The organism is Mycoplasma sp. 4423 (genome assembly GCF_054353855.1).
In genome coordinates this window covers 1-680 of record NZ_JBTHHJ010000035.1, presented here as the reverse complement: position 1 = coordinate 680, position 680 = coordinate 1, and the positions used below count along the sequence as shown (strand labels likewise).

Annotated in this window: 1 protein-coding gene; it reads right to left on the bottom strand. The window is 24.7% G+C overall.

Annotated features, from left to right (window positions below; genetic code table 4):
- On the bottom strand, positions 1-680 hold a 680-nt coding region (locus ACXYRN_RS04300; protein WP_458607788.1), incomplete at both ends, for a hypothetical protein.

Sequence of the window (680 nt, the reverse complement as noted above, 5' to 3'; positions counted from 1 at the left end):
TTATCATAACTAAACACATCCATTTTTGGATCATACACCCCATTTAAATTAAAAGTATATGGTAAAAAACTATATTTAAAACTATCACTTACACTTAAATTAATCACTTGTTGCTTTAACTTGTTTTTTGCTTCATTGCTATAATTTTTTAATGAATCAGCACTATTAATATAACCAGGATCATACACAGGATTTTGATCATCCAAATTATTTTTATCACTAAAACCAAATTGTAAGTATTTAGAATTACCATTTAAATAATCACTATATGAAATGTTTTTATCAATACCCCGTCCCTTATAATAATCAGTAAAGATATACGAAAATCATGTTCTTATTCTTTGTGCATAATAATTCCCGTTTACTAAGTTTAATAACGGTATATCTTCAGGCTTCGGTTTACTAGTATCTTCTTGTTGATCATCTAAACCAATAAAATTTTTTGCAAATTTTCTAAATTCTTTATATGTATCAGCTAATATTTTCACCCCAGATTCTTCATTAGGAGTTGTTGCAAAATATCTAAGATATTTACTTTGATATTGATTATAACTTTCACTCGCAAATTTATCTAAATCACTATCACTTATTAAATAATTATTATCATCATCTTTTTTGATAAAGGTATAAGTATTTTTATCACTAGCAGAATTTAAATATGCTAAAACTTCATTATAAAA